General features: G+C 65.6%; 18 protein-coding genes. 7 read left to right on the forward strand and 11 right to left on the reverse strand.

The genetic code is table 11. The features are described 5' to 3' along the window. Positions 1 to 177: 177 nt before the first annotated feature. Positions 178 to 357 (forward strand): hypothetical protein, encoded by a 180-nt coding sequence (locus DN412_RS06275; RefSeq protein ID WP_133303028.1) that lies wholly within the window; start codon positions 178 to 180, stop codon positions 355 to 357. 54 nt (positions 358 to 411) lie between these two features. On the opposite strand, the gene DN412_RS06280 is transcribed toward DN412_RS06275, so the two are convergent. From DN412_RS06280 to DN412_RS06305, 6 genes are all read right to left on the reverse strand, one after another. Further along, a complete protein-coding gene (locus DN412_RS06280) occupies positions 412 to 1,125 on the reverse strand; it encodes an ABC transporter ATP-binding protein (RefSeq protein WP_115013730.1) in 714 nt (237 codons plus the stop codon). Beyond that, the gene (locus DN412_RS06285) at positions 1,125 to 1,901 is read right to left on the reverse strand and encodes an ABC transporter ATP-binding protein (RefSeq protein WP_115013731.1); all 777 of its coding nucleotides are present in this window, start codon (positions 1,899 to 1,901) and stop codon (positions 1,125 to 1,127) included. The genes DN412_RS06280 and DN412_RS06285 overlap by 1 nt, the downstream gene beginning before the upstream one ends. Next, positions 1,898 to 3,211 carry a branched-chain amino acid ABC transporter permease gene (locus tag DN412_RS06290; RefSeq protein WP_115013732.1) on the reverse strand — a complete coding sequence of 438 codons (1,314 nt, stop codon included), beginning with the start codon at positions 3,209 to 3,211 and terminating at the stop codon, positions 1,898 to 1,900. The genes DN412_RS06285 and DN412_RS06290 overlap by 4 nt, the downstream gene beginning before the upstream one ends. 4 nt (positions 3,212 to 3,215) lie before the next feature. Continuing rightward, the gene (locus tag DN412_RS06295; RefSeq protein WP_115013733.1) at positions 3,216 to 4,163 is read right to left on the reverse strand and encodes a branched-chain amino acid ABC transporter permease; all 948 of its coding nucleotides are present in this window, start codon (positions 4,161 to 4,163) and stop codon (positions 3,216 to 3,218) included. Positions 4,164 to 4,374: 211 nt separating this feature from the next. Continuing rightward, positions 4,375 to 5,625, reverse strand: coding sequence for a branched-chain amino acid ABC transporter substrate-binding protein (locus DN412_RS06300; RefSeq protein ID WP_115013734.1), 1,251 nt, complete (start codon positions 5,623 to 5,625; stop codon positions 4,375 to 4,377). Between the two features lie 138 nt (positions 5,626 to 5,763). Continuing rightward, entirely contained in the window at positions 5,764 to 7,389 is a 1,626-nt protein-coding gene (locus tag DN412_RS06305) for a 3-(methylthio)propionyl-CoA ligase (RefSeq protein WP_115013735.1), read from the reverse strand. 455 nt (positions 7,390 to 7,844) lie between these two features. Between DN412_RS06305 and DN412_RS06310 the strand changes: the two genes are divergently transcribed. The 6 genes from DN412_RS06310 to DN412_RS06335 all read left to right on the forward strand — a co-directional run bounded on the left by DN412_RS06310 (position 7,845) and on the right by DN412_RS06335 (position 12,068). Further along, a complete protein-coding gene (locus tag DN412_RS06310) occupies positions 7,845 to 9,416 on the forward strand; it encodes a protein adenylyltransferase SelO (protein ID WP_115013736.1) in 1,572 nt (523 codons plus the stop codon). 104 nt (positions 9,417 to 9,520) lie between these two features. Beyond that, positions 9,521 to 9,985 (forward strand): peptide-methionine (R)-S-oxide reductase MsrB, encoded by a 465-nt coding sequence (gene msrB, locus DN412_RS06315; RefSeq protein WP_078196088.1) that lies wholly within the window; start codon positions 9,521 to 9,523, stop codon positions 9,983 to 9,985. A gap of 37 nt (positions 9,986 to 10,022) precedes the next feature. Continuing rightward, on the forward strand, positions 10,023 to 10,562 hold the full coding sequence (locus tag DN412_RS06320) for a septation protein A (protein ID WP_078196087.1): 540 nt from the start codon (positions 10,023 to 10,025) through the stop codon (positions 10,560 to 10,562). Between the two features lie 38 nt (positions 10,563 to 10,600). Beyond that, positions 10,601 to 10,927, forward strand: a complete 327-nt coding sequence (locus DN412_RS06325; RefSeq protein WP_078196086.1) for a BolA family protein — start codon at positions 10,601 to 10,603, stop codon at positions 10,925 to 10,927. Between the two features lie 4 nt (positions 10,928 to 10,931). After that, positions 10,932 to 11,726, forward strand: coding sequence for a peptidylprolyl isomerase (locus DN412_RS06330; RefSeq protein ID WP_115013737.1), 795 nt, complete (start codon positions 10,932 to 10,934; stop codon positions 11,724 to 11,726). A 42-nt stretch (positions 11,727 to 11,768) separates the two neighbouring features. Then, a complete protein-coding gene (locus tag DN412_RS06335; protein WP_115013738.1) occupies positions 11,769 to 12,068 on the forward strand; it encodes a hypothetical protein in 300 nt (99 codons plus the stop codon). 22 nt (positions 12,069 to 12,090) lie between these two features. Here DN412_RS06335 and DN412_RS06340 read toward each other — a convergent pair whose 3' ends face one another. From DN412_RS06340 to DN412_RS06355, 5 genes are all read right to left on the reverse strand, one after another. Then, entirely contained in the window at positions 12,091 to 12,675 is a 585-nt protein-coding gene (locus DN412_RS06340; protein WP_341868062.1) for a creatininase family protein, read from the reverse strand. Beyond that, positions 12,594 to 12,866, reverse strand: a complete 273-nt coding sequence (locus DN412_RS44405) for a creatininase family protein (protein WP_244222577.1) — start codon at positions 12,864 to 12,866, stop codon at positions 12,594 to 12,596. The genes DN412_RS06340 and DN412_RS44405 overlap by 82 nt, the downstream gene beginning before the upstream one ends. Next, positions 12,863 to 14,263: a purine-cytosine permease family protein gene (locus DN412_RS06345; RefSeq protein ID WP_115013739.1), complete on the reverse strand. Its 1,401-nt coding sequence runs from the start codon at positions 14,261 to 14,263 to the stop codon at positions 12,863 to 12,865. The genes DN412_RS44405 and DN412_RS06345 overlap by 4 nt, the downstream gene beginning before the upstream one ends. Positions 14,264 to 14,516: 253 nt before the next feature. Beyond that, on the reverse strand, positions 14,517 to 18,563 hold the full coding sequence (gene purL / locus DN412_RS06350) for a phosphoribosylformylglycinamidine synthase (RefSeq protein WP_115013740.1): 4,047 nt from the start codon (positions 18,561 to 18,563) through the stop codon (positions 14,517 to 14,519). 191 nt (positions 18,564 to 18,754) lie between these two features. Beyond that, positions 18,755 to 19,360 carry a winged helix DNA-binding protein gene (locus DN412_RS06355; RefSeq protein ID WP_115013741.1) on the reverse strand — a complete coding sequence of 202 codons (606 nt, stop codon included), beginning with the start codon at positions 19,358 to 19,360 and terminating at the stop codon, positions 18,755 to 18,757. Positions 19,361 to 19,514: the final 154 nt, after the last annotated feature.

Here is a 19,514-nt window from a genome sequence, read left to right on the forward strand (position 1 = left end):
CAAGCATAAATCTGCTGAAACGCAATAGATAAATACTAATTTACATGGCTACATAATAGCCTCAAAAATAGCCGAAACCCAGCGCCGATGCGGGTTCCGGCTATTCGAGAAGTCAAAGTTCGGGTTAAGGAGCTCACGGAGATTACCGACCTGGGCGCGGACCTGTCAGCCTATAAGGTGTTCGTCATCAAGTCCCGCGTGCATTTCCGCCAGAGTTTCGATGACGGCGGCTTCGCGAAGACAATCATCGTGACGGAGCCTGGCGAGCCATTTCTCGGCACGACCCGGCTCGATGGGCTTCAATACGGCAACCTTCGACTGAAGGACTTCTATCCGTATGGTGACGTGAGCCTGTAAGCGATTTGCCCCCCTCGCCCGCTTGCGGGAAAGGGAGAGCACATCTGGTCTGGCTCAAACCTCCAGCCACTCCTTGCGCACCTGCGCATTGGCCTTCAGTTCCGCCGGCGTCCCCTCGAACACAATATGCCCGTGCCCCATCACATACACCCGCTGCGAAATATCCAGCGCGATGGCGAGCTTCTGCTCGATCAGCAGCACGGAAATGCCACGCTCCTTCAGCGTCTTCAGGTAGTCCCCCACCAGCGTCACGATCATCGGCGCCAGCCCTTCGGTGGGTTCGTCGATCAGCACCAGGTCCGGGTCGCCCATCAGCGTGCGGCACAGCGTGAGCATCTGCTGCTCGCCGCCTGACAATACGCCGGCCGAGGTGTTCTCGCGCTCCTTGAGCCGCGGGAACATGTTGTACATGTCCTCGACGGTCCAGCGCGGTTTGGCCTGCCGCGGGTTGCGCTTCTCGCCCAGCAGCAGGTTCTGCCGCACGGTCAGCGTCGGGAAGATATCCCGGTTCTCCGGCACATAGCCAATCCCCAGGTGCGCGATCTCGAAGGTGCGCCGGCCCAGGATCTCTTCGTCGCGGAACTTCACCGAGCCCTCGGCCCTGACCATGCCCAGGATGGCCTTGGCCATGGTCGAGCGCCCCACCCCGTTGCGCCCCAGCAGCGCAACGATCTCGCCTTCATCGATATGGGCATCCACGCCGTGCAGGATATGGCTCTTGCCGTAGTAGGCGTGCAGGTCCGTCACGTCCAGCATGCGCTTGCCCATCAGTGCGCTCCTTCGGTGATGTCTTCGTCCAGCGTGGTGCCCAGGTAGGCTTCCTTGACCTTGCGGTTGTTGCGGATGGCCTGCGGGGTATCCGTGGCGATCACCTCGCCATAGACCAGCACCGAGATCCGGTCCGCCAGGCCGAACACCACGCTCATGTCGTGCTCCACCATCACCAGCGTCTTGCCCACGGTGACCTTGCGGATCAGCTCGACCGCATGGTCCGACTCGGAGCGGCTCATGCCCGCGGTGGGTTCGTCCAGCAGGATCACCTCGGCGCCGCCGGCGATGGTGATGCCGATCTCCAGCGCGCGCTGCTCGGCATAGGTAAGCAAGCCCGCCTGGGTATCGCGGCGATGCTGCATGCCGATCAGCTCCAGCACTTCGTCGGCACGCTCGCGCGCGTCGCGCAGGCCGGTGAGCCGGTGCCAGAATGAATACTTGTAGCCGAGCGACCACAGCACCGCGCAGCGCAGGTTCTCGAACACCGTCAGCCGGTGGAAGATATTGGTGATCTGGAAGCTGCGCGACAGCCCCATGCGGTTGATGACAAAGGGCTGCAGCCCGCCGATCTCCTCGCCGTTCAGGCGCACCGTTCCGCTCGTCGGTGCAAAGCGGCCCGAGATCAGGTTGAAGGTGGTCGATTTGCCGGCCCCGTTCGGGCCGATCAGCGCATGGCGCTCACCCTTCGGGATGCTCAGGTTGACGCCGCGGATGATCTCCGTCTGGCCGAACTTCTTGCGTACATCGGTCAGTTCCAGTGCCGCCGCGCTCATGCCCTGCCTCCTGCGATCTCTGCCTGCACCTTGTCCCACTGCGCGCGCGCGGCGCGCACCGCCAGCCGCCACGCGGCCAGCCCCACCGCCCACAGCACCGCCGCCACCAGCCATGGGGTCCAGGCTGCGGCATCGAAGCCGACGCCGAACAGCGACATCGCGGTGCCGTTGGCGCTGTCGACCTGCACCTTGTAGACCAGTTCGACCGTCAGGATCATGGCCAGCAGCAACACCGCGCCGGCCCCGCCCGCACGCGCATACGACGGCAGCATGCGGCCCAGCCTGCCCTTGCCCAGCAGCGGCATCTGCATCAGCAGCAGGCTGGCCAGCCCGCCCGGCACGAACATCACCATCAGCACGAAGAACAGGCCCAGGTACAGCAGCCAGGCCTTGGTCAGGTCCGACAGCGCCACCGCGAACAGCACGAACACCACCGCGCCGATGACCGGCCCGAAGAACACGCCAGCGCCGCCGATGAACACCGCCAGCAGCACGCCGCCCGAGCGCACCGCGCTGACGTTCTCGGCCGATACGATCTCGAAGTTGATGGCGCCCAGCGCGCCGGCGATGCCGGCGAAGAACGCCGACAGGATCAGCACGAGGTAACGCACGCGCTGGGTGTTGTAGCCGATGAACTCGACCCGCTCGGGGTTGTCGCGCACGGCGTTGGCGATGCGGCCCAGCGGCGTCTGCGTCCAGGCGTACATCGCCACCATCGACAGCAGGCACCACGCCGCGATCAGGTAGTAGACCTGGCGCCCGGGCCCGAAGGTGATGCCCAGGAACGGATCGCCGACCACGCGGTTGGTGGAAATACCGCCCTCGCCGCCGAAGAACTCCGGGAACATCAGCGAGCTGGCGAACACCATCTCGCCGATGCCCATGGTGATCATGGCAAACGTGGTGCCGGACCGCTTGGTGGTGACATAGCCGAAGATCACGCCGAAGAAGGCGCCGGCCAGCCCGCCCACCAGCGGCAGCATCGACACCGGCAGCCACACCTTGCCCGCGCCGATCATGTTCAGCACATGCACGGCGATAAAGGCCCCCAGGCCCGCATACACCGCATGACCGAACGACAGCATGCCGGTCTGCCCGAGCAGCATGTTGTACGACAGCGCGAAGATGATCATGATGCCCATCTGCGACATCAGCGTAATGGCGAAGCCCCCGGTGAAGATCAGTGGCATCACCAGCATGACCAGCACGGTCAGGCTCCAGATGATCCAGCGCACCAGGTTCAGCGGCCGGTAGCGCAGGGTGCGGCCGGTCACCACCGGCTCGCGAGGTTGTTGCATCGCTCGCTCCATGGCGTCAGCTCTCCCGGGTTCCCATCAGTCCACGCGGGCGGAAGATCAGCATCACCACCAGCAAAAGGTATGGCAGCACCGGCGCCACCTGGGCCACCGTGAGCTTCCACAAGGCATAGAACGGCGTGGCGTCGCTGACGGCCAGCCCGAGGCTGGTCATCAGGCCCGCCAGCGAGGCGTCGATGGTGACCGCGAAGGTCTGCAGCACGCCGATCAGGATCGACGCAATAAAGGCGCCTACCAGCGATCCCATGCCGCCCACCACCGCCACCACGAACACGATCGACCCGACCGCCGCCGCCATCGACGGCTCGGTGACGAAGGCATTGCCGCCGATCACGCCGGCCAGCCCGGCCAGCGCGGCGCCGCCGCCAAACACCATCATGAACACGCGCGGCACGTTGTGGCCCAGCGCCTCGACCATCTCCGGGTGCGTCAGCGCGGCCTGGATCACCAGGCCGATGCGGGTGCGCGTCAGCACCAGGTAGATCGCCACCAGCATGCCCAGCGACACCAGCATCATGAAGGCGCGGTACTTGGGGAAGGATGAGGTGAACACGGTGAACAGCGGGCCGTCCAGTTCCGCGGGAATCCGGTACGGCACCGCCGCCAGGCCCCACACCAGCTTGACGCCCTCTTCGATCAGGTAGGCCAGGCCGAAGGTGAACAGCAGTTCGGCCACGTGGCCGTACTTGTGCACCGTGCGCAGGCCGAAACGCTCCACCAGTGCGCCCGCTCCGGCCACCAGCAGCGGCGCGAAGATCAGCGCCGGCCAGAAGCCGACCTTGCTGGCGATGGTGTAGGCAAAGTAGGCGCCCAGCATGTAGAAGCTGGCATGCGCGAAATTGAGCACGCCCATCATGCTGAAGATCAGCGTCAGGCCCGATGAGAGCATGAACAGCAGCAGCCCGTAGCTGATGCCGTTCAGCAGTGAGATGATGAAGAATTCCACAGCGTGTCCTTCAAGCTGGTGCCGCCATGCGTGGGCAAGCCGGCATCCGTCCGGGTGGATTGAGGGTGAGCGCCCCCTCCGGGGGCGGACAACGCCCCCGGACGCCCCCCGTTATCGTCCGAAACAAAGACCGAAATTACGGCCGGAAAGACCGGAAGTATGCAGGCCGGGCGGCCACTTTGTCAGCGTGACCGGCCCGTCCCGGGCAGGATCAGCCCGGCCGCTTCATCTGGCAGGAGGTCGGCTGGGCCGACACGTACTGGTCCATCAGCGCGTTGGTCTTCCAGCCGTAGCCGGTGTTCTCCTGGTCGTACTTGACGTCCTTGCCGTCAACCTTGGTCCAGGTGGCGACGACCAGCGGCTGCTGCGCCTGGTGGTCGGAGTTGCGCATCTCGACCAGGCCGTTCATGCTGTCGACCTTGATGCCCTCCAGCGCCTTGGCGACCTTGACCGGATCAGTCGAACCGCTGTCCTTGAAGGCCTTCGCCAGCATGGCGATGCCGGTGTACGAGGCCATCACGTAGAAGTCGTCGTTGTACTTCTTCTTGAAGCCCTCGATGACGTCGGCACCCTTGAAGCCCTTGTTGTTGGGGTTGTAGTAGCCGACGTACTTGACGTGCTCGGCGCCGGTCGCGCCCATCGCCGTGGGCACGCCGGTGGTGCCGGCGTAGTAGGTGTAGTAGTTGGTGGTCAGGCCGGCGTCCTTGCCCGCCTTGATCAGCAGGGCCAGGTCGCTGCCCCAGTTGCCGGTGATCACGGTGTCGGCGCCCGAGGCCTTGATCTTGGCGGCATACGGGGCAAAGTCCTTGACCTGTGCCAGCGGATGCAGGTCTTCACCCACGATCTGGATGTCCGGGCGCTTGCGCTTCAGGTAGTCCTTGGCCGCGCGCGCCACCTGGTGGCCGAACGAGTAGTTCTGGTTGATCAGGTAGACCTTCTTGACGTTCGGGTCCTTGGCCAGGAAGGTGGTCAGCGCCTCCATCTTCATGTCCGAGTTGGCGTCGAGCCGGAAATGCCAGTAGTTGCACTTGGAATTGGTCATGTCCGGGTCCACCGCGGCGTAGTTCAGGTAGACGATTTCCTTGCCCGGATTGCGCTCATTGTGCTTGGCCACCGCGTCCTCCAGCGCCATCCCGACCGACGAGCCGTTGCCCTGCACGATATAGCGGATGTTCTGGTCGACCGCCTGCTTGAGGATGGTCAGGCTTTCCTGCGGCGACAGCTTGTTGTCGAAGCCCACCACCTCGAACTTGTGCGCGCCTGCCCAGCCCTTCTGGTTGGCCATGTCCGCAACATACTGCCAGCTCTTGAGCTGGTTCTGCCCAACGGGAGCCATCAGCCCCGACAACGGATCGATAAAGGCGATCTTCACCGTATCCGCGAATGCGGTACCCGAAACCAGCGCAGAACCGACTGCGGCAAACATGGCCACACCGGCCACCAGCGGACGCATCTTGGTCATACCTGTCTCCTTCATTCTTTTCGTTGGCTTGTCGTTGATGGCGGCGGGCCGGGCGCGCCAACCGTCGCGCGCCCGGCCCGCCCCGGATACGCCACGCCGCAAGCTGGCATGGCGCACCGGACTGCGGGTGTGCCGGCCTCAGGCAGTCGGCAGCTTGTAGTCCTTGAACTGCTCGCGCAGCTTGAGCTTCTGCATCTTGCCGGTGGCGGTCAGCGGGATCTCGGTGACAAAGGCCACGTCGTCAGGAATCCACCACTTGGCGACCTTGCCTTCGAAGAACTGCAGCAGTTCCTCGCGGGTGACCTCGGCGCCGGGCTTCTTCACCACCACCAGCAGCGGGCGCTCGTCCCACTTGGGGTGGTAGGCCGAGATGCAGGCCGCCATATGCACCGCCGGGTGCGCGGCGGCGACGTTCTCGATATCGATCGACGAAATCCATTCACCGCCGGACTTGATCACGTCCTTGCTGCGGTCGGTGATCTGCATGAAGCCGTCGGCGTCGATGGTGGCGACGTCGCCGGTCGGGAACCAGCCGTCGACCAGCGGGCTGGCATCGTTGCGGAAGTAGCGGTCGATGACCCACGGGCCGCGCACCATCAGGTCGCCGAAGGCCTTGCCGTCCCACGGCAGCTCCTTGCCGTCGCCATCGACGATCTTCATGTCGACGCCGTAGATCACGCGGCCCTGCTTTTCCTGGATCTTGTGGCGGTCGGCATCGGACAGGCCCTGGTGCCTGGCCAGCAGCTTGCAAGAAGTGCCCAGCGGCGACATCTCGGTCATGCCCCAGGCGTGGATCACCTCGACGTCCAGCGCCTCGAGCGCGCGGATCATCGCCGGCGGCGCGGCCGAGCCGCCGATCACGGTGCGGTGGAAAGTCGAGAACTTCAGCTTGTTCGACTGCACGTGCTGCAGCAGGCCCAGCCACACCGTTGGCACGCCGGCCGAGAAGGTCACCTTCTCCTGCTCGAACAATTCATAGACCGAGGCCCCGTCCAGCTTGGCACCCGGCAGCACCAGCTTGGCACCGACCAGCGGCACCGAATACGGCAGGCCCCAGGCATTGACGTGGAACATCGGCACCACGGGCAGGATCACGTCGCTGGCGGAGCAGCCCAGCGCGTCCGGCATCGCCGACGCATACGAATGCAGCACCGTCGAGCGGTGCGAATACAGCGCGCCCTTGGGGTTGCCGGTAGTGCCCGAGGTGTAGCACAGGCTCGACGCCTGGTTCTCGTCGAACTGCGGCCATTCGTAGTTGCCGTCCTGGGCCTCGACCAGTTCCTCGTAGCACAGTAGCGGCACCCTGGATTCGGCCGGCATATGCGCGCGGTCGGTCATCGCCACCCAGCCCTTGACGTTGGGGCAATGCGGCGCGACGCCTTCCACCAGCGGCAGGAAGGTCAGGTCGAAGAAGATATAACCGTCTTCCGCGTGGTTGACGATATAGGCGACCTGCTCGGGGAACAGGCGCGGGTTGACGGTATGGCAGACGGCGCCCATGCCGGATACGCCGTAGTAGATCTCCAGGTGGCGATAGCCGTTCCAGGCCAGCGTGCCGACGCGCTCGCCCTGCTTCACGCCCAGTGCGCCCAGCGCCTGCGCCAGCTTGCGGGCACGCAGTTCGCAATCGCGGTACGTATAACGATGCAGGTCGCCCTCCGTGCGCCGCGAGACGATCTCGGTGCTGCCGTAATAACGCGCGGCGTGTTTGATGATGGAGGAAATGAGCAGCGGCGCGCTCATCATTTGACCCATCAATGCCATGTACCTGCCTCCTGAGGTGTGGTCTGTCCCGCCGAAAAACGAACAACCGTACTATTTTTTGGCGGTCGTTCGCATGCATGGAATCAGCATCGAGCCGATCCAGTGGTGCACTTGCCGTACTGTCGTCGCGTTGCTGTGTGTTGCCGTCGTCGCGTGCTGCTAGTCGTCGGGCCGCAATTCTGCGGAAGTCCATGCACCGGATTCATGTGCGCACTGAAGGAGGAAAATAACCGTGCGGCGCATGGCGGCATTCACTCGGTCGAGCAGTCGAGTGCCGTTGAGGACGTACAATACTGCGTGGCATGTTGCGCCTCAACATGTCGTTTTCCCTAGCCACCATCGCATTTTCGTGCCCTCGGCATGCCGCGCTGCACCGACCTTTACACGGTTCCCGGCACATCGACGACCGCACGGAATTCGCACCGCCCCCTTGCGCCCCGAGGCGCCCCTACGCGATGCCAGACACGCCCCAGTCACAAGCTCCGCAGCCCACCGACGCAGCCACGCCAGCCACGCTGTCCGTGCCCTTTCGCACCGCGCCCGGCTTCGCCGATCTCGGCGCGCAGTTCTTCACGCGCCTGCGTCCCACGCCGCTGCCGTCACCCTACCTGGTGGGGGTGGCTCCGGCCGCGGCGGCGCTGCTCGGCTGGGACGCCAGCATCGGCAGCCGGCAGGACTTTATCGAGACCTTTGTCGGCAACCAGGTGCCGGACTGGGCCGACCCGCTCGCCAGCGTGTATTCCGGGCATCAGTTCGGGGTCTGGGCCGGCCAGCTCGGCGACGGCCGCGCCATCCGCCTGACGCAGGCCGAGACCGCCAACGGCCCGTGGGAAATCCAGCTCAAGGGCGCGGGCCTGACGCCCTACTCGCGCATGGCCGATGGCCGCGCGGTGCTGCGCTCGTCGATCCGTGAGTACCTTTGCTCCGAAGCCATGGCCGCACTGGGCGTGCCGACCACGCGCGCGCTGTCGATCATGGGCTCGGACGCCCCGGTGCGCCGCGAGACCATCGAGACCGCCGCGGTGGTGACAAGGCTGTCGCCGACCTTTATCCGCTTCGGGCACTTCGAGCATTTCGCCGCGCACGACGACGTGGCCGCGCTGCGCAAGCTGGCGGACTTTGTCATCGACAACTTCATGCCCGCGTGCCGCGACGATGCCCAGCCCTACCAGGCAATGCTGCGCGAAGTCTCGCTGCGCACCGCCGACCTGGTCGCGCACTGGCAGGCGGTGGGCTTCTGCCACGGCGTGATGAACACCGACAATATGTCGATCCTGGGCCTGACCATCGACTACGGCCCGTTCGGCTTTCTCGATGCATTCGACGCCAACCATATCTGCAACCACTCCGACACGCAGGGCCGCTATGCCTACAGCCAGCAGCCGCAGGTGGCGTTCTGGAACCTGCACTGCCTGGCGCAGGCGCTGCTGCCGCTGTGGCTGGTGCCAGGTGAATCCGACCAGGAAACCGCACGCGACGCCGCCGTGGAAGCCGCGCGCGCCGCGCTCGACCCGTTCCGCGACCGCTACGCCGCCGCGTTCTTCCGCCACTACCGCGCCAAGCTGGGCCTGCGCCCGCCCGCCGGCGGCGACGACAAGTCCGACGAGCCGCTGCTGACCAGCCTGTTCCAGCTGCTGCACGGCCAGCGCGTGGACTACACGCTGTTCTGGCGCAAGCTGTGCGGCATTTCGTCCACCGACGCCTCGCGCGACGCGCCGGTGCGCGACCTGTTCCTGGACCGCGCCGCTTTCGACACCTGGGTGGCCGACTACCGCGCGCGCCTGCGCGCCGAGCCATCGCACGATGCCGCCCGCGAGCTGGAAATGCTGGCGGTCAACCCCAAATACGTGCTGCGCAACCACCTGGCCGAGACCGCCATCCGGTACGCCCGCGACAAGGACTTCAGCGAAGTGGACCGGTTGCTGGCGGTGCTGTCGCGACCGTTCGACGAACAGCCGGAGGCCGAGCACTACGCGGCGCTGCCGCCGGACTGGGCGTCGGGGCTGGAGGTCAGCTGCTCATCGTGAGGCGGCCTGCACGCCGGCACCAGCCGGTGTAAGGTTCACGCAGTTCGCACGACCAACGCCTGACCTGAGGAAACCCTTCAGACGAAGACCCGCGAGGACAAACCATGACCACCACCAAGACCGACGCCGAGTGGCGTGAACAACTCTCCGACATCGAATACCGCGTGGCCCGCGAGTCCGCCACCGAGCGCCCGTTCACCGGCCGCTACTGGGACCACTGGGACAATGGCATCTATCATTGCGTCGGCTGCGGCACGCCGCTGTTCGAATCCGCCACCAAGTTCGACGCCGGCTGCGGCTGGCCCAGCTATTTCCGCCCGATCAACGGCGAGGTGATTGCCGAGCATGTCGACCACAGCCACGGCATGACGCGCGTAGAGGTACGCTGCAAGGAATGCGGCAGCCATCTGGGCCATGTATTCGAAGATGGCCCCGCCCCGACCGGCCTGCGCTATTGCATCAACTCGGCTGCGCTAAAATTCGATGATCGCGACCCGGCACAGCGTGCGGCGGATGATGCCCACGGTGCCGGCAGCGGCGACGAACCCCGGCGCGACCCGCAGCGCTAATGCTCCGGCAAGGACGCCTGACACAACCTGGTACCGCATGAAATTCCTGTTCGACCTGTTCCCGGTCATCCTGTTTTTTGCCGCCTTCAAGCTGGCCGACATCTACACCGCCACCGCCGTGGCCATTGGCGCCACGGTGCTGCAGATCGGCTGGGTCTGGTTCCGCCACCGCAAGGTCGAGCCGATGCAGTGGGTCAGCCTGCTGATCATCGGGGTCTTCGGCGGCGCCACGCTGGTGCTGCACAACGAAACCTTCATCAAGTGGAAGCCGACCGTGCTGTACTGGATGTTCGCGGCCGCGCTGCTGGGCTCGGTGATCGGCTGGCGCAAGAACCTGATCCGCGCCATGATGGAAAAACAGGTGACCCTGCCCGATGCCGTGTGGACGCGGCTCAACGCCGCCTGGGCCGGCTTCTTCGCCGCCATGGGCGTGCTCAACCTGTACGTGGCCTTCCAGTTCTCGACCGAGGCCTGGGTCAACTTCAAGCTGTTCGGCAGCATGGGGCTGATGCTGGTATTCATCGTCGCGCAGAGCGTCTGGCTGTCGCGCCACATGCCCGAGAACAGCCAGGACTGACTGCCCGCTCCCGCCCCCCGAAACCAAGGAAACCATTGATGGCAGCCGATCCCGCCACGATCGAGGCGATGCTGCGCGAAGCGCTCGCCCCCAGCCACCTTGCCGTGCGCGATGACAGCGCGGCGCACGCCGGGCATGCCGGCGCCGCGTCCGGCGGTGGACATTACGACGTGACAATCGTCAGCGAGCGCTTTGCAGGTCACAACCGGGTTGCCCGACACCGCATGGTGTATGATGCGCTGCGCGGTCTGTTCCCCACGCAGATCCACGCGCTCGCCGTGACTGCGTTCACCGACCAAGAGTATCAATCCCGCACACAATCCCTCGCGCAATCACGCGATTCTTCCAGCAACTCTCAGACCTGATTCCATGAAGACCACCGTCCTCTCGTTCAGCCTGGCGGCTGTGCTTGCTGCCGGCAGCCTGCCGGCCTTCGCCCAGAATGCCGCCGTGGTGAATGGCAAGGCCATTCCGTCGGCAAAGCTGGACAAGTTGATCGCCGGCACCGGCCAGCCCGACAACCCGGAGCTGCGCACGCGCGCCCGCAACATGCTGATCGACCGCGAACTGCTCTCCCAGGAAGCCAACAAGCGCGGCCTGACCCAGCGCGACGACGTGCAGGAGCAACTGGAACAGGCTCGCCTGAACGTGTTGGCCGGCGCGGTGTTCGAAGACTACGTCAAGACCCACGGCGCCAGCGACGCCGAGCTGCTCAAGCAGTACGACAAGATCAAGTCGCAGTTCGGCAACGGCAAGGAATACCACGCCCGCCACATCCTGGTGGAAAAGGAAGCCGACGCCAAGGCGATCATCGCCAAGATCAAGGGCGGCGCCAAGTTCGAGGACATGGCCAAGGCCTCGTCCAAGGACCCGGGCTCGGCCGCCAACGGCGGCGACCTGGACTGGGCCAACAGCAGCAGCTACGTGCCTGAGTTCTCCGCAGCCATGACCGGCCTGAAGAAGGGCCAGATGACCGATACCCCGGTCAAGACCCAGTTCGGCTGGCACATCATCGAACTGGTTGACACGCGCGACGCCAAGATCCCGTCGTTCGAAGAGGTCAAGCCGCAGCTGACGCAGATGCTGATGGGCGACCAGAACTGGCAGCGCGAGCAGTTCCAGGCCATGATGAAGGCGCTGAAGGACAAGGCCAGGATCCAGTAAGCATTGGTCCGGTCGCCCCCGCCGGTCCTGTCATATACAAGGATGCAGCGCGTGGAGTCGACTGGCCGCTACTGGCAACTCTGGCATCTCTCGTCCCGGGGCATGTGCTATTGCGCACTGGCCTGGGCGACCCTGGACGGCGCCGCCCCTGGCTGGCGCCGGCTCCATCCCCATCTCCCCCTGCGTGACCGTTACGCGCCCGAGAAGATCCTGCACGCCGCGGTGGCGTACAAGGAGGCTCGCGGCGAGATCAGGCCGCCCCCTGATTTCGAGGCCGGGCGGATGCTGACTTATGCATATGCGTCGTGGAGTTCACGCTTGCGCGCGCCGATACCGGACTGATTCGCCCTTTACTATTCGCCCGCTACTGACGGCGATCGTAACGCCACCCTTCGTCGTCGAGCTGCCTGATACTGCCGACCACCAGCCCCACCAGGGCGTCAAGCATCTTGCTGCCCTTCTCCGCGCTGGCCCGCGTAGGATCGCCCGTGGCGCCCGTCGCGGAAACTTCAGCGATATCCCACATGATCTGCACGCGCTCGCCAAGGCGGATGCTGTCATCGGGCATCTGGCGCACGGCCTTGCTCAGGTCGCACAATTCCGGGCGCACCGCCATGGTGATGGAGGTTTCGCCTTCGCCGCCGTGCCCCAGCCCATCCCACTCGGCGAAGAAGCCGTCCCCGAGCAGATTGCCGACCAGGTACCACCAGGCGGGCATATAGGCGAACACGGCTTCCGGATGCCGCTGCTTGACCTTGCGCTGCGCAATTTCCAGCGGCGCGATATTGCCGTCATGGCCGTTCAGCACAAAGATGTGCCGGATGCCGTAGGCAAGCAGGCTCTCGAACATATCCTCGGCGACGGCCGTCACCGTCTCGAAGCGAAGCGAGATCGCCATCGGATTGGCGTTGTAATGCATCGAGGTGCCGAACGGCACGCCCGGGACCACGACGGTGCGCTCGAGCCGTTGCGCGGCCTGCCGGCCACTTCGGTGGGCACGAACAGGTCTGGCCCCAGTGGCAGGTGGCCGCCATGGCTTTCGCAACTGCCGAATACCGTGATCGCACTGTCGATGTCACCGGCGGCGAACATCGCCTCGAGCTCGGCCGTCGAGAATTCATTCAGGAAGACCTTCTTCATGATGCCCTCTGCGCCAGCGGACGCGGCTTCGCGTTCAGTATCGGGTGCAACAGCAAGTACAGCAGCACGGTGGCCAGCAGCGCCACCAGGCCGTTCGGCCAGGCGGCCAGCCATTGGTTCAGTTCAAGGCCGAGTCCCAGCATCATGCCGGTCAGCGCCGCGCCCACGCCCGCCCGGTTGAACGCCGGCTGGGCATCCAGTTCGCGAACGTCATAGCGTCCCTTGTGCTTGACGTAGTAGTCCGCCAGCAGCGGGCCGGCCAGCGGCGGCGCCATGATGCCGAGGTAGTTGATGAAGTGCGAAAAGAACATCTGGTAGAAGCCGAGCGAGCCGAGCACGGTACCGGCCAGGCCTGCCACAAGGACGAGCTGCTTCTTGCCGACCCCGAAGCCGCAGGACTGCAGCACGGGACCCGTGTAGAGCGCATTGCAATAGAGCTCGGCATCGTTGGTGGTCCATAGCGACAAGGTCCACGTGACCGCGCCCGCCAGTGCCAGCAGGAAGCTCTTCTCCAGCATCCACGACACATAGTTGTATTCGCCGACGGTGACGGTGCCGATATAGCCGACGATATTGAGCAACGGATTCGTCAGCAGGAAGCAGGCTGCCGAGCCCAGCCACACCGCTCGGGCGTTCCGGCTGAAGCGGAACAGGTCGACGCCCATGATGGCGCCGGCAATCCAGCTCCCCACCAGCATGGTGACGGCCGACGATAGCGGCAAACCGCTCTTCTGCGAGGAGGCCGCGATAAAACTGCCGAGCCCGCCGCCCTCGTCCAGCATGCCGATGCCGACCAGCACCGCGATCAGCATGATGACGGGCGCCACCGGCACCGCCAGGCGCTCCAGCCCTTTCATGCCGGACATGGAAGTCGCGGTGAACAACAGCCCGCAGAGCAGGCATGCCGCGAAGACCTCCAGTGTAATGGGGGCGATGGGGTACCCCATCCGGCCCGGGTCGAGCACCACGATGCCGCTCGGGTTGCCAATGAAGGCCCCCCAGATATCCCCCACCATGCCCGTGATCGCCGAGAACCAGCCCAGCGTCAGCAGCCCCATCGCCAGCATCGGCAGGTTCATGCCTTTGGCGCCGTAGGCATAACGGCACAGCAGGGCCAGGCTCAGCCCGGTTCGTTGCGCGATGACGCCCAGCAGCGAGGTCAGCACGAACAGGATGCCCATGCCGATGGCGATGGCCAGCAACGCCATGGGGAAGGAAACGCCCGCGCCACCCGCCGGCCCGGCCAGGGTGCCGCCGATAAACAGGCCGGTGGCAACGTAGCCAAACCCGACCCACACCATCACCTGCTTCCAGGTCGGCCTGCGCGCATCGCGCGGGACCGGGGCGAACATATAGTCTGCATCGACTGCCGGGGACGACTGCGCCGTCTGCTTCATGACTGGATCTCCGATTCAACCGTACCGTGCTCAAACGACCCGGCTGCAAGGGGACCAGCCCTGCTTCCGATCGTGAGTCAGCGCCAGAGTAACAGGGCAAAAACGGCGGAAAATGCGGAAGATTCCAAGATGCGAAGCGAAATGGCCATCGCCATCCGCGCATTGGCGGCGTGCATCGCCGAAAAACTAAAAAGCCACCGGCGCTGCCGGTGGCTCTGGGTCGGGACGAAGGGCGCAGGCCCTGGGCTGGTGCTTACCCCACCCACTTCCGCGCATTGCGGAACATCCGCATCCACGGGCTGCCGCCGTCGGCAACCTGCTTCCACGTATCCGGCGCCCAGCTCATGGTCGCGGCACGGAACACGCGCTCCGGGTGCGGCATCAGCACGGTGAAACGGCCATCGACGGTGGTCACCGAGGTAATGCCATCGGGCGAGCCGTTCGGGTTGAGCGGATAGGCCTGCGTGACCGCGCCGTAGTTGTCGACAAAGCGCAGCGCCACATGGGCCTGGTCGATATTGCCCTGCTGCGAGAAGTCGGCAAACCCTTCGCCGTGGGCCACAACGATGGGGATGCGGCTGCCTTCCATGCCGGCGAAGAAGATCGACGGCGAGGACTGCACTTCCACGGTCACGTAGCGCGCTTCGTACTGCTCCGACTGGTTGCGCGTGAACTGCGGCCAGGCACCGGCGCCTGGGATGATCGGGGCCAGGTTGCTCATCATCTGGCAGCCGTTGCACACGCCCAGCGCAAAGGTGTCCTGGCGGTTGAAGAAGGCCGCGAACTGCTCGGCCATCTGCCCGTTGAACAGGATGGTCTTGGCCCAGCCCTCGCCCGCGCCCAGCACGTCGCCGTAGCTGAAGCCGCCGCACGCGACGAAGCCGGTGAAGTCGGCCAGGTTGGCGCGGCCAGCGATCAGGTCGCTCATGTGCACGTCGTGCGTGTCGAAGCCGGCGCGGTCCATGCTGTACGCCATTTCGATCTGCGAGTTGACGCCCTGCTCGCGCAGGATCGCCACGCGCGGACGGGCACCGGTGGCGATGAACGGGGCGGCGATGTCTTCGGCAGCATCGAAGGTCAGCACCGGGCTGATGCCGGGGTCGGCGGCGTCCAGCAGGCGGTCGTACTCGCTGTCGGCGCAGGCCGGGTTGTCGCGCAGGCGCGCGATACGCCAGCTGACTTCGCTCCAGTTGCGCTGCAGGTCGGTGCGCGAGGCGCCGAAGACCTTCTTGGCGTCGCGGTAGACCTCGATCTGGTCGGTCGCGTTGGGCTTGCCCACCACATGGCTGCAGGCCGACAGGCCGGCTTCGCGCAGCACGGCGAAGACCGAGTCGCGGTCATCCATGCGCACCTGCACCACCGCGCCCAGTTCTTCCGAGAACAGCGCGCGCAGGGTCTGGTCGTTGCGGCGCTCGGCCACCTGCTGGGCCCAGTTCTTGGCGTCGCCGTAGTCCTGCTCCTGCTGCGGGTCCAGCGCCAGCATGTCGACGTTGAGCGAGATGCCGCAGTGGCCGGCAAAGGCCATTTCCGCCAGCGCGGCCATGAAGCCGCCATCCGAGCGGTCGTGGTAGGCCAGCAGCTTGCCTTCGCGGTTCAGGCGCTGGATCACGTTGAAGAAGTTCTTCAGGTCCTCGGCATTGTCGACGTCCGGGGCGCTGTCGCCGACCTGCTGCGTCACCTGCGCCAGGATGCTGCCGCCCATGCGGTTCTTGCCGCGGCCCAGGTCGATGCCGATCAGCACCGTGTCGCCCGCGTCGGTACGCAGTTGCGGGGTCAGCGTGTGGTTGACGTCGTCCACCGCGGCAAAGGCCGAGATGATCAGCGACACCGGCGCCACCACTTCCTTGTTGACGCCGTCGTCCTGCCACTTGGTGCGCATCGACAGCGAATCCTTGCCGACCGGGATGCTGATGCCCAGCGCCGGGCACAGCTCCATGCCGACTGCATGCACGGTGTCGTACAGCTTCGCGTCTTCACCTTCCACGCCGCAGGCCGCCATCCAGTTGGCCGACAGCTTGACCTTGCCCAGGTCTTTGACCGGCGCGGCGGCCAGGTTGGTCAGCGCCTCGCCGATCGCCATGCGGCCCGAGGCCGGGGCGTTGATCACGGCCAGCGGGGTGCGCTCGCCCATGGTCATGGCCTCGCCGGCGTTGCCCTGGTAGTCGAGCGTGGTCACGGCCACGTCGGCCACCGGCACCTGCCACGGGCCGACCATCTGGTCGCGCGCGTTCATGCCGCCGACGGTGCGGTCGCCGATGCTGATCAGGAACGACTTGCTGGCCACGGTCGGGTGGCGCAGCACGTCGCGCACGGCCTGCTCCAGGCCGATGCCGGTCACGTCCACGGCCGGCAGCGCCTCGTCCACGCGCTTGACGTCGCGGTGCATGCGCGGCGGCTTGCCCAGCAGCACGTCCATCGGCATGTTGACGGTGTAGTGCTCCTTGAGCGTGGCGTCGACATTGGCGTCGACCAGCTGCAGCTGCTGTTCCTCGGTGGCGATGCCCACCACGGCGAACGGTGCGCGCTCGCGCTGGCACATGGCCTGGAACTGCGGGAAGCTGTCCGGCGCGATCGCCAGAACATAGCGCTCCTGCGACTCGTTGCACCAGATTTCCGCCGGCGACAGGCCGGACTCTTCCAGGTGCACCTGGCGCAGGTCGAAGCGCGCGCCGCGGCCGGCCCCGTCCACCAGTTCGGGGAAGGCGTTGGAGATGCCACCCGCGCCGACGTCATGGATCGACAGGATCGGGTTGGCGTCGCCCAGCTGCCAGCACGCGTTGATCACTTCCTGCGCGCGGCGCTCCATCTCGGGGTTGCCGCGCTGGACCGAATCGAAGTCCAGGTCGGCGGTATTGGTGCCGGTCGCCATCGAGCTGGCGGCGCCGCCGCCCATGCCGATACGCATGCCCGGGCCGCCCAGCTGGATCAGCAGCGTGCCGGCCGGCAGCGGGTCCTTGTGCGTGTGCGAGGCGTCGATATTGCCGATGCCGCCGGCGATCATGATCGGCTTGTGATAGCCGCGCACGGTGCCGCCGACGTTCTGCTCGTAGACGCGGAAGTAGCCGCCCAGGTTGGCGCGGCCGAACTCATTGTTGAAGGCGGCGCCGCCGAGCGGGCCGTCGATCATGATCTGCAGCGGCGAGGCAATACGGTCTGGCTTGCCGGTCACGCCGGGCTTGTCGTCCGGGTTGCGGTGCGTCACCGGCTGGGCGGCGTCACGGTCGTTTTCCCAGGATTCGACCGCCTCGGGGAGCATCAGGTTGGACACCGTGAAGCCGGTCAGGCCGGCCTTGGGCTTGGCGCCGCGGCCGGTGGCGCCCTCGTCGCGGATTTCACCGCCGGCGCCGGTGGAAGCGCCCGGGAACGGCGAGATCGCGGTCGGGTGGTTGTGCGTTTCCACCTTCATCAGCGTGTGCGTCAGCGCCTCGTGGCGGCCGTACTTGTGGTCGTCGCCGCGCGGGAACCAGCGCTCGGCCATGCCGCCTTCCATCACCGCGGAGTTGTCCGAGTAGGCCACGATCGAGCCCTGCGGATTGAGCTGGTGCGTATTGCGGATCATCGCGAACAGCGACTTGTCCTGCTGCACGCCGTCGATGGTCCAGGTGGCGTTGAAGATCTTGTGGCGGCAGTGCTCGCTGTTAGCCTGCGCGAACATCATCAGCTCGACGTCGGTCGGGTTGCGCTCCAGCTTGCCGTAGGCGTCGACCAGGTAGTCGATCTCGTCATCGGACAGCGCCAGGCCCATCTCGACGTTGGCCGCGGCCAGCGCGCTGCGCCCTGCCGAGATGTCGATAAAGCGCAGCGGCTTGGCCGGCAACTCCTGGAACAGCCCGGCGGCGTCATCGCGCGTGGCGACCACGGTCTCGGTCATGCGGTCGAACAGGTGCGCGGCGACGGCGGCGCGGGTGCCCGCGTCCAGCGTCTTGCGCCCGCGCAGCAGGCCCTTCTTGCAGAGCACGGTGATCTCGATGCCGCGCTCGACGCGGTGGATGTGCGTGAGGCCGCAGTTATGGGCGATGTCGGTGGCCTTGCTGGCCCACGGCGAGATCGTGCCGAAGCGCGGAATCACCACGAAGCGGTCGCCTTCGGGCTGCTCGGCGAACGGGGCGCCGTAGGTCAGCAGCGCCGCCACGCGGGACTGCTCTTCGGCCGACAGCGGCGTCTGGGCGTCAACAAAGTGCAGGAACTGGCCATGCACCGATTCAATATCGGCGTCGATCTGCCGCAGGGCGGTGAGCAGGCGTTGCTGACGGAAGGCGGAAAGCGCCAAAGCGCCGGGGAAGCATGAGAAATGCGCCATGATCGTAGCGGTCGGGGAGGCGGTGAGGTAGGGGCTGCTGCTTAGCCGGCACCGCTGCATGGGGCGCCGGCCGGCGGGAAACCGGTATTGTACCTTGCCGGCACCCGGATTTTGCACTGCGGCATCACGGCGGCCCCGTGTGACGGGTTTTCGTGATAATGCTTATGCATCACTTTCTCCGTATAAACGGCTCAGAGTGACGTCGCCGAGCGCGCGGCCTGCTCGTACAGTCCGGTCAGTACCCGCATCAACCTGGCCAGTTCGCCGATCTCAGCATTCTCTTCGCTGCCTTCGGTGAAGTTGCTGGTCAGGCATTGCTCGCGGATCTCTCGGTAGCGCGCACAGGCCTCGGCGCCAGCCGCGGTGGTCGAATACGTCGCCTCCTTGCCAACCCGCTCCCCGCTCACCAGCGTCAGTGCCTGCAGCTTTTTCAGCGCGTAGGTCACCAGGTGGGTGTCTTCCACGTTCAGCACGAAGCAGATATCGGCCAGCCGCTTGGGCCGGCCACGATGGTTGACGTGGTGCAGCACCAGCACGTCCAGGAAGGTCAGGTCGCGCACGCCGGCCGCGCCCATGCAACGCACCACCCAGCGGCTGTAGGCGTTATAGGCGGTGTTCAGCCCGAACTCGAACTCGGACAACTCGGGGCTGCGCACCGACACCAGGTGCGATGACGACACGATATTGGCGCCGGCCGCGCGCGACAGCGCGGTGGCCGGCCTTGCCTCATTGGCAACGGCAGGGGCATCGGCCACGGCGTCCGTGATGTGCTCGCTCTCGGCTGGCTTGCGTGGCATGCGGGAAACTCCTTTCGATGGGGGCGGCGCTGGCGCTGCTAGGTATAAGCCCCGAGCGCGCCCCGGCAATTTTAGCTTGACAGTTTATTGGCGAATTATGAGCATGAACACCTAATAAATACAGGTAAAGCATGAGGGAGGACGCCGGCCACAA

Source organism: Cupriavidus lacunae (assembly GCF_003353055.1).
GTDB classification, from domain to species: Bacteria; Pseudomonadota; Gammaproteobacteria; order Burkholderiales; family Burkholderiaceae; genus Cupriavidus; species Cupriavidus lacunae.